10 protein-coding genes are annotated in these 8,618 nt (G+C 75.0%); 7 read left to right on the top strand and 3 right to left on the bottom strand.

Annotation, left to right across the window (positions count from 1 at the left end):
- Positions 1–459, bottom strand: a 459-nt coding sequence (locus ACZ3IL_RS27115; RefSeq protein ID WP_467394413.1) for a hypothetical protein, incomplete at its 3' end; no start/stop codon positions are given.
- Positions 460–776: 317 nt separating this feature from the next.
- Here ACZ3IL_RS27115 and ACZ3IL_RS27110 point away from each other — a divergent pair.
- Both ACZ3IL_RS27110 and ACZ3IL_RS27105 read left to right on the top strand, forming a co-directional pair.
- Entirely contained in the window at positions 777–1,181 is a 405-nt protein-coding gene (locus tag ACZ3IL_RS27110) for a BlaI/MecI/CopY family transcriptional regulator (RefSeq protein WP_467394412.1), read from the top strand.
- 5 nt (positions 1,182–1,186) lie between these two features.
- A complete protein-coding gene (locus tag ACZ3IL_RS27105; RefSeq protein WP_467394410.1) occupies positions 1,187–2,119 on the top strand; it encodes a M56 family metallopeptidase in 933 nt (310 codons plus the stop codon).
- A gap of 36 nt (positions 2,120–2,155) precedes the next feature.
- On the opposite strand, the gene ACZ3IL_RS27100 is transcribed toward ACZ3IL_RS27105, so the two are convergent.
- Both ACZ3IL_RS27100 and ACZ3IL_RS27095 read right to left on the bottom strand, forming a co-directional pair.
- Positions 2,156–2,611, bottom strand: a complete 456-nt coding sequence (locus tag ACZ3IL_RS27100) for a tellurite resistance TerB family protein (RefSeq protein WP_467394408.1) — start codon at positions 2,609–2,611, stop codon at positions 2,156–2,158.
- A 155-nt stretch (positions 2,612–2,766) separates the two neighbouring features.
- A complete protein-coding gene (locus ACZ3IL_RS27095; RefSeq protein WP_467394405.1) occupies positions 2,767–4,014 on the bottom strand; it encodes an SLC13 family permease in 1,248 nt (415 codons plus the stop codon).
- A gap of 272 nt (positions 4,015–4,286) precedes the next feature.
- Here ACZ3IL_RS27095 and ACZ3IL_RS27090 point away from each other — a divergent pair, with 272 nt between their 5' ends.
- The 5 genes from ACZ3IL_RS27090 to ACZ3IL_RS27070 all read left to right on the top strand — a co-directional run bounded on the left by ACZ3IL_RS27090 (position 4,287) and on the right by ACZ3IL_RS27070 (position 8,608).
- The gene (locus ACZ3IL_RS27090; RefSeq protein ID WP_467394403.1) at positions 4,287–4,721 is read left to right on the top strand and encodes a cell division protein SepF; all 435 of its coding nucleotides are present in this window, start codon (positions 4,287–4,289) and stop codon (positions 4,719–4,721) included.
- 433 nt (positions 4,722–5,154) lie between these two features.
- Positions 5,155–6,288 carry an AAA family ATPase gene (locus ACZ3IL_RS27085; RefSeq protein ID WP_467394401.1) on the top strand — a complete coding sequence of 378 codons (1,134 nt, stop codon included), beginning with the start codon at positions 5,155–5,157 and terminating at the stop codon, positions 6,286–6,288.
- A 185-nt stretch (positions 6,289–6,473) separates the two neighbouring features.
- Entirely contained in the window at positions 6,474–6,881 is a 408-nt protein-coding gene (locus ACZ3IL_RS27080) for a nucleotide pyrophosphohydrolase (protein ID WP_467394423.1), read from the top strand.
- A 129-nt stretch (positions 6,882–7,010) separates the two neighbouring features.
- Positions 7,011–7,565, top strand: a complete 555-nt coding sequence (locus ACZ3IL_RS27075) for a DUF6099 family protein (RefSeq protein WP_467394399.1) — start codon at positions 7,011–7,013, stop codon at positions 7,563–7,565.
- Positions 7,566–7,684: 119 nt separating this feature from the next.
- A complete protein-coding gene (locus tag ACZ3IL_RS27070; protein WP_467394397.1) occupies positions 7,685–8,608 on the top strand; it encodes an LLM class F420-dependent oxidoreductase in 924 nt (307 codons plus the stop codon).
- Positions 8,609–8,618 lie beyond the last annotated feature (10 nt).

Genomic DNA, 8,618 nt, shown 5'->3' with positions numbered 1-8,618 from the left:
CGACAGGACGGACTCCACCCACACCTCGGTGCCCCGCGCCACCGGCACGGCGGCCCTCGCCGCGTACTTCACCGGCTGCCCGCCCAGATACAGCAGGACCTCGCCGTACCCCGCGACGGGGATCGCCGTGACGACCGCGCCCGAGGTTCCCGTCAGGTCCTCGCCACGCGGCGCGGGCGCACCGCCGTCCCGGAGCAGGGCCCGGCTGAACCGCCAGGTCAGCCAGCCCGTCAGGGTGCCCGCGACGACACCGACGAGAGTCGCGACGAGGGCGCCCGCACCGGCGGCGCCCGTGGCGATCGCCCCCGTGAACCCGAGGGCCGAGACGAACCCGGCGATCACCGGGAGGGAGAGGAACCCGTCCACGCCGATGTCGACGCTCTCCAGGACGCCGTCGAACACCAGCGAGAAGGCCAGGACGACCAGCCCGGCGACCCCGAACCCGAGAAACCACGTCATGTGCCGTACCCCCCTCGGCCCCCGGACCGGCCCGCGCCCCTCGCGCCCCCGCGCGGCCGTGACGCCCGCGCGGCCCGGCGCTCGTGCGGCCGCGCTTTCGCGCCGAACCGTGGAAACCGTGCCCCCGTGTCGTGAAAGGATTCGATTGTCTCACGCCGGACCCCCGAGGGACATGGGCGCGGGCCCCGCGGACGCTCCTCACGCCGCCCGGTCCTCCCGCCACTCAGTACGATGGTCAGCCCCCGTCAGTACGATGGTCAGCCCCGGCGGACGGCGTGGGCGGGCCGGCGGGCGCGGCGGAGCGGGAGGACGGCGGCATGGTGGACCGGAGCGAGGACGGGGCGGCGCCCCCGGCCCGCAGGCGCGGGCAGGGCGAACTGGAGACCCAGGTGCTCGCCGTGCTCCGCGAGGCGTCCGAACCGGTGCCCGTGGCATGGGTGCGCGAGCGGCTCGGCGGCGGTCTCGCCTACACCACCGTGATCACCATCCTGACCCGCCTGTGCGCGAAGGGCGCCGTCGAACGCGAGCGCGCGGGCCGCTCCTTCCGGTGGACGGCGGTCGCCGACGAGGCGGGGCTCGCCGCCCTGCGGATGCGGAAGGTGCTCGACGCCGAGACGGACCGCCAGGCGGTCCTGGCCAGCTTCGTCACCGCGCTCTCGCCGAACGACGAACGACTTCTCCGTGAACTCCTCTCCCCGGACGCCGGGGAGGAGGAAGGCTGACCGCCATGGGCGTCTTCGTCTTCCTTCCCCTGGTCCTCCCGCTGACCGCGTGGCCGGTCGCCCGCCTCGCCGAGCAGCGGCTCCACCCGCGCACCGCGACGCGCCTGCTCACCGCCGTCGCCGGGGTCTCCGCCGTGTGCAGCACGCTCTGCCTCGGGCTCCTGGTGATCGTGGGCACCGCGCAGCTGCCCGGCAACCCGCTCCCCGACGGCTGGTCCGACCCGGACGTGCGCGCGGCCGTCCCGTACGACGAGATCGCGGGCCGGGCCGCCATCCCCGCGCTGCTCGCCGTCCTCGTCTCCTGCGCCGTCGCCGCCCGGCGGCAGCTGCGGGTGCGCCGCCGGGCGGCGGGCGCGCTCGCGGGACTGCCCGGGACGTCCGTGGCGGTGCTGCCGGACCGCACCCCGTACGCGTACGCGCTGCCCGGCGGGCGCGGGCGGATCGTGGTCAGCACCGGCATGCTCGCCGGGCTCGGGTCCGCCGAACGGCGGGCGCTCTTCGCCCACGAGCGGGCCCACCTGAACGGGCGTCACCACCGCCATCTGCTGACGGTCCACCTGGCGGCGCGGGCCAACCCGTTCCTGCGCCCGCTGCGCACCGCCGTCGCGTACACCGCCGAGCGCTGGGCCGACGAGGAGGCGGCGGCCGAGGTCGGCAGTCGCCGGACCGTGGCCCGGGCGATCGGCCGGGCCGCGCTCCTCGCCCCGCGCGCCCCCGCGGCCACCCTGCCCGCCCTGGCGGCGGTGGGGCCGGTGCCCCGGCGGGTCGCGGCCCTGATGCGTCCGGCCCCGGTGGGGCGCGCCTGGCCGCCGGTGTCCACGGCCGCCGGTCTGGCCGCGTGGGGCGCGGCCTTCGGCACGACGGTGTCGGCGCTGTCCTCGGCCAACTCGGCCGTCACGCTGTACCTGGTGCTGCGCGCGGCCACCACGTCGGTGTAGCGGGACCCCGGGCGCCGGGGGCTCCGCCCACGGGCTCTACAGGTCGAACTCGTGCGGCGGCAGGTCGAGGGTGAAGCACGCCTCGCGCACCACGGCCTGCTCCGTCTTGTCGAAGTCGCCGTCGGCGCCGCCGATGACGATCCCGATCTGGACGACGGCGCGGGCCTCGGCCGGCTTCTTCTTCGCCTTGGCGATCTCCTGGAGGACGCTGACCCTGCCGAAGTCGAAGTCGGCGGTGAGCTTGTCCAGGTTGGCGTCGAAGCGGCGCTGGAGGTCGGCCGCGTCGAAGTTCTGCAGCACCTCGTTGGTCGCGATGAGCTGGGCGACCCGGCGGCGCTCGGCGGGGTCGACCGTGCCGTCGGCGGCGGCGACGAGGGCGCACATGGCCATGCTCGCGTCCCGGAACGCACCGCTCTTCAGGTCGTTCTTCTTCGCCATCAGCTGGGTCTGCATCGTCGATGCGGATTCCTTGACGCGGTCCCACAGGGCCATGAGTGCTCCAGACGTCGAATAACTTCTACGAACATGTAGAACGTAGCAGTCCGGCCGGAGGTTCCCGGGACCCGGCGGTTTCCGGAGTTCCCGAGCCCCTTCCCGGGGCCCGGGGCGGCCGGGGAACCGCCGGCGCGCCCGCCCGTGCCCGGCGGTCACCCGCCCAGGAGCCGCAGCGAGACCCACAGGGCCGTCGTCGCCGCGGCGAGGGCGGCCGGCACGGTGAGCAGGCCGAGGCGCGTGAACTCCCCGAGTGCGGCCGGCCGGCCGTGGTCCTGGGCGATGCGGCGCCACAGGAGGGTGGCCAGCGAGCCCGCGTACGTCAGGTTGGGCCCGATGTTCACGCCGATCAGGACGGCGAGCACCGATCCCGGTCCGGAGGCGGCCGCCTGCGGGACGAGGGCGAGGGTCGCGGGCAGGTTGTTGATCAGGTTGGCGAGGACGGCGGCGAGCGCGGCGGTGCCGAGCAGGGCCGGGAGGGAGGTGCCCCCGGGGAGGACGTGGGTGAGGACGGTGCCGAGGCCGTTGTCGACCACGGCGCGGACCACGACGCCGAGGGCCAGGACGAACGCGAGGAAGGGCAGCGAGGCGGAGCGGACCAGCGCGCGCGGGGTGGTGCGGCGGCGGGCCAGGGCCCGTACGGCCAGGACCGCGGCGCCCGCCGCGGCGGCCCAGGCCGGGTCCGTGCCGGTGGCCGAGGCGACGGCGAACCCGGCGAGGGTCGCCGCCACGGTGACCAGGGCGAAGAGCGGCGTCTCCACGGCCTCCGGCGGCTCGGTGGGAGTGGCCGGGGCGTCGAGGTCGCGGGCGAAGAAGCGCCGGAAGACCGCGTACTCGACCGCGATGGCGGCGAGCCAGGGGAGCAGCATCAGGAGCGCGAACCGGGTGAAGCCCAGGCCGGTGGCGGCGAGGGCGAGCAGATTGGTCAGGTTCGAGACGGGCAGCAGCAGCGAGGCCGTGTTGGACAGGTGGGCGCTCGCGTAGGAGTGCGGCGCCGGCCGGGCCCCCATCCGGGCGGCCGTCGCGAAGACCACCGGGGTCAGCAGGACGACCGTCGCGTCCAGGCTCAGAACGGCGGTGATCAGCGAGGCGAGGGCGAAGACGGCACCGAGAAGCCGGCGGGGACGGCGGCGGGACCAGTGGGCCATCCACGTCCCGCAGGCGTGGAAGAGGCCCTCGTCGTCGCAGAGTCCGGCGAGGACGAGGACGGCCGCGAGGAAACCGATCACCGGACCGAGGCGTGCGGTCTCCTCGCGCACGGCCTGCGGCGTGACCGCCCCCACGGCGAGGACGATCCCGGCGGCGGGCAGCGCGAAGACCGCCTCGGGCAGACGGAAGGGACGGACGACGGCGCAGACGAGCACCACGGCCAGGGCGAGCACGGACACGGACGGGGCGAGCATCCCCCGATCATCCGGGTCGGCCGGGACGGGACCCCGCCCGGGGGGTCCGGCAGAGGAGGCGCGGACGGGGGCGTGCACGCGGACGCCCCGCCGGAGACCGTGGAAGCGGCGGCGGACCGGGACGGAACGGCGTCCCCGGCCGTCGTCGGGCACCGCGCCCACCCGGGCGGAATGCTCCGTCCGGGTGACCTCGGGGCCCTCGCGGCCCTCCGCGCCGTCATCCCGTCGTGTCGTTGTTGGGCCGAACGGGTGAGGAGCGGGAGGATGGGCCCATGAGTAGGTACGAGAGGTACGACGTCACCGACGAGCAGTGGGAGGGCCTCGCCCAGGTCGTGCCCCTGCGCGGCCGTGACGAATGGCCGTCCAGGGTCGACCACCGCACGATCCCCGAGCAGTACGATTCCGCCGAGCAGCGCCGCATGGTCGTGCTCCGCGTGCAGGTCTTCGCCGACGCCCGCGAGGTCGCCGAGTACCTCATCGCCCAGATCCCGGTGCTCCTCGATCTGACCAGCGCCGACACCGAGGTCGCCAAGCGAATCCTCGATTTCAGCAGCGGCGTCGTCTTCGGGCTCGGCAGCGGGATGCACCGCGTCGACCGGAACGTCTTCCTGCTCGCCCCGGCCGGCACGGAGGTCGAGGGCGTGGAGGAGGACGGGGACGAGGAGGACGTCGTGGGCGGCCGGACCGCGGGCGTCCCCCGTTCGTAGGAAGATCGCGCCGGTGTAACGGTTCGCCCGAGAACGGTCCGCATACGGTCCGGGCATGGATGCCACCGGCGGCCCCGCACCCGCCCGCACGTCAGACGCCCGGTCCTCGGGCACCCCTTCCCCGGACACGGTCCTTCCTTCCGGGGGCGCCGTTTCCTCCCGCGACGCCGCTCCGTTCGCGGACGCCGTCGTTCCCCCCGCCGTCACCCCGCCCGGAGCCGTTCCCCTCCCGGGTCCCGTTCCCGTCCCCGTTTCCGCGGGCCCGCGCGTCCCTGGGGCCCGTACCCCCGCCACGCCCCCGTCCGGCCCCCGCCTCCCCGTCCCCCGGGCGCGGGGCCCGGTCGGGCGGCGGGGCCCGGCCGTGTCGGAGGGGCGGACGGTGTCGGAGGGGCGGACGGTGCCGGAGGGGCGGACGGTGTCGGAGGGGCGGACGGTGTCGGAGGGGCGGGCCGCCCGCCCCGCCGTCACCGAACTGCGGCTCTCCGCGTTCGCCGGCCACCGTTCCGCCACGCACGCGCTCGGTCCCGTGACCCTCTTCGCCGGTCCCAGCGGCAGCGGCAAGTCCACCACCCTGAGGGCGTACGAGGCGCTGGCCCGGCTCGGTGCGGGCGACCCGCTCGACGAGGTGTTCCCCGACGCCGCCGACCACGTTCCCGAGCGCGCCCGGCCCGACGCCCAGGGCAGGCGCGGCTTCCGCATCGGATGCACCGTCGACGGACCCCGGGGCCCCGTCCGCCTTGACCTCGCCGTCCAGGCCGAGCCCCGGCTCCGCGTCGTCGGCGAACGGCTCACCGCCGGGGGCCGCACCCTGCTCTCCACCGCGCTCCGCGACCCCGGCCGCGACGCCGTCCACGCCGAGTGGCACACGGCGGGCACCACCCCCGTGACCAGGGCCCCGTTCCCCGACGACCTCCTCGGCACGGCCCTGCTGCCGCTGCGGGTCGCGGGCAAGACCGCCGGGCAGCTGGAGGTCCTGGCCGCCGCCGAACAGGTGGTCATCGGGCTGCGGTCCGCCTTCGTCTGCGACCCCAGGCCCGAGAGGATGCGGGCGCCCGTGCCGCCCGGGCAGGGGCGGCTCCGGCGCGACTGCGCCAACCTCGCCGAGGTCCTGCACCGCACCCGTACGGACTGCTCCCGGCGCCGCCACCGCCTCGCCGCCGCGGCGGGAGCGGGCTGCGCGGGAACCGTCACCGGACTCGGCGCGCGGGAACTCCGGGAGGGCACCGTCCGGGCGGTCCTCGAACGGGACGGCCGGCCCGTGACTCCGCTCGGCCGCCTCGGCGACGGCGAACTGCGCTACCTGGCACTGGCGTTCGCCCTGCTCACGGGCCCCGGAGTCCTGGAGACGGACCGGATCGCGGAGGTGCCCGACGCCATGCAGAGCCTGACGCTGCTCGTCGACGGCCTCGACCGCGGTCTCGACAGGAGGCAGACGGGCGAACTGCTCCGCCTCGCCGTGGACATCGCCGGTGAGGGACACATCCGGGTGGCGGGAACGGTCGGCGACCGGGTGGTGGAGGAGGCGCGCCGGACGCCCGGGGTGACGGTGGTAGACCTGGGCGCGTGACGGACGGCGACGCGACGGGTGGCGGTGTGGTGGACGACGGGGCGGGGGTCGACGGGATGACGGACGGCGACGGGACGACGAGCGGTGACGGGATGACGGGTGGCGGCGAGGTGGGGGACGGCGCTGCGACGGGCGAGGGCGTGAAGGGCGGCGGTGTGACGGGCGGGGACGCGGGGGACGGCGGGGTGACGGACGGGGGCGCGAGGGACGGCGATCCGACGCCCGTCGGCGTGGCGGGGTTGCAGCGCAGGCTGGTCGAGTTCGCGGCCGCCCGCGACTGGCAGCCCTACCACACGCCCAAGAACCTGGCGGCGGCCCTGAGCGTGGAGGCGTCCGAACTCCTGGAGATCTTCCAGTGGTTGACGCCCGAGCAGGCGGAACGGGTGATGGGGGACCCGGAGTCGGCCCACCGGGTCGCCGACGAGGTGGCGGACGTGCTCGCCTACCTCCTCCAGTTCTGCGCGGTGCTCGGGGTCGATCCGCTGGCGGCGCTCGCGGCCAAGATCGACCGCAACGAGGTCCGCTTTCCCGCCCGACGGGACGGAAGGGGCGAGAGGGAAAGTGAGGCCGAAGATCGTCACTCTTCGGAGTGATCGACTTTTCCCCTTCAGACTTCCTGTCCACAGATTTCCGCATTCCTCTGGTGTTTGGGCTCAGTTCGATTCACTCTGGGTAATGAGTGAGTGGGCGGGTGGCACGTCGTGTGAACGGGGGCGGTCTTGATGGAAGCGGAGCGACTCGTCGCGCTCGGCCGGCATGCGCTGGCGGAGAGCGGGACGGCGCAGGACATCGTGGGGGAGGCCTGGCAGGCCCAGGCCCTCGCCCAGGCGATAGGGAGCCGTCTCGCGCTCTGCGGGCCGCAGGAGCTGCGGGGAGAGGCGCGGGGGCTGAGCGAGATCGGGGAGTACCCGGCGGTGTGGGGCACCGGGGGGCCGCGCGCGGCCCGGCTGACCGAAGTCCTGCGCCCGGAGCGGGCGTTGACGGATCTGGGGGAGTTGCTCGACGAAGTGGGGATCGCCCTGGTGGGCGTGGCCTGCGCCACCGACGACGAGGGCCTCTACTGGCAGTGCATCGAGGCCATCGACGCCGCCGACGAGTCGGGCGACCGGGTGCGCGGCATGCTGCGACGCCTCGCCGTACGCGACGGCGAGCGGGCCCGCCCGCCCGACCCGGCCCCGGAGCGTGCCGTCCCGGACCGTGCCGTCCCGGACCGTGCCGTCCCGGACCGTGCCGTTTCGCCGGACCGAGCCGTCCCGGACCGGGAGGCGTCGTGCTGACGGCGCCGGCGGGGGAAGGGCGCGGACCGCCGCCGCGCCGCCCGCCCGCCTGGCCGGAACGGGGCGGTCCGGGTGGTGGCGGAGAGGTCGGCTTCCGGGCGACGGTGCAGGATGGAGCCATGGATCTTCGCATTTTCACCGAACCCCAGCAGGGGGCGGACTACGACACCCTCCTCACGGTGGCCCGGGCCACCGAGGACCTCGGATTCGACGCCTTTTTCCGCTCCGACCATTATCTCCACATGGGGTCCGGCGACGGCCTGCCCGGTCCGACGGACGCCTGGATCACCCTGGCGGGCCTGGCCCGGGAGACGAAGCGGATTCGTCTCGGCACCCTGATGACGGCGGGCACCTTCCGTCTCCCCGGCGTCCTCGCCATCCAGGTCGCCCAGGTGGACCGGATGTCCGGCGGCCGCATCGAACTGGGCCTGGGGGCGGGCTGGTTCGAGGAGGAGCACAAGGCCTACGGCATCCCCTTCCCGAAGGAGAAGTTCGGCCGTCTCGAGGAGCAGCTGGCGATCGTCACCGGCCTGTGGGAGACCGAGGTCGGCAAGACGTTCACCTACGAGGGGGAGCACTACCGGCTGACCGACTCCCCGGCGCTGCCCAAGCCCCTCCAGTCCAGGATTCCGGTGCTGATCGGCGGGCACGGGGCGACCCGTACACCGCGGCTCGCCGCGCGGTACGCGGACGAGTTCAACATCCCGTTCGCCTCCCTGGAGGACAGCGAGAGGCAGTTCGGCAGGGTGCGGGCCGCCGCCGAGGAGACCGGCAGGGCGGCCGACGACCTGGTGTACTCCAACGCGCTGGTCGTCTGCGTCGGCAAGGACGACGCCGAGGTGGCCCGCCGGGCCGCCGCCATCGGGCGGGACGTGGACGAGCTGAAGGCGAACGGGCTGGCGGGCTCGCCCGCCGAGGTCGTCGACAAGCTCGGACGGTACGCGGCCATCGGCTCCTCCCGGGTCTACCTCCAGGTCCTGGACCTGGACGACCTGGACCACCTGGAGCTGATCTCCGCGCGGGTCCAGTCGCAGCTGGGCTGAACGGGGGCGA

It is taken from the genome of Streptomyces sp. NPDC014907, assembly GCF_055562975.1.
This window is presented reverse-complemented; position numbering and strand designations above follow the sequence as displayed.

Excerpts from the sequence above, each read along its gene's own strand:
- ACZ3IL_RS27105 (WP_467394410.1), top strand. The coding sequence starts at position 1,187 with ATGGGCGTCTTCGTCTTCCTTCCCCTGGTCCTCCCGCTGACCGCGTGG.
- ACZ3IL_RS27110 (WP_467394412.1), top strand. The coding sequence starts at position 777 with ATGGTGGACCGGAGCGAGGACGGGGCGGCGCCCCCGGCCCGCAGGCGC.
- ACZ3IL_RS27100 (WP_467394408.1), bottom strand. The coding sequence starts at position 2,611 with ATGGCCCTGTGGGACCGCGTCAAGGAATCCGCATCGACGATGCAGACC.
- ACZ3IL_RS27090 (WP_467394403.1), top strand. The coding sequence starts at position 4,287 with ATGAGTAGGTACGAGAGGTACGACGTCACCGACGAGCAGTGGGAGGGC.
- ACZ3IL_RS27075 (WP_467394399.1), top strand. The coding sequence starts at position 7,011 with ATGGAAGCGGAGCGACTCGTCGCGCTCGGCCGGCATGCGCTGGCGGAG.
- ACZ3IL_RS27095 (WP_467394405.1), bottom strand. The coding sequence starts at position 4,014 with ATGCTCGCCCCGTCCGTGTCCGTGCTCGCCCTGGCCGTGGTGCTCGTC.
- ACZ3IL_RS27070 (WP_467394397.1), top strand. The coding sequence starts at position 7,685 with ATGGATCTTCGCATTTTCACCGAACCCCAGCAGGGGGCGGACTACGAC.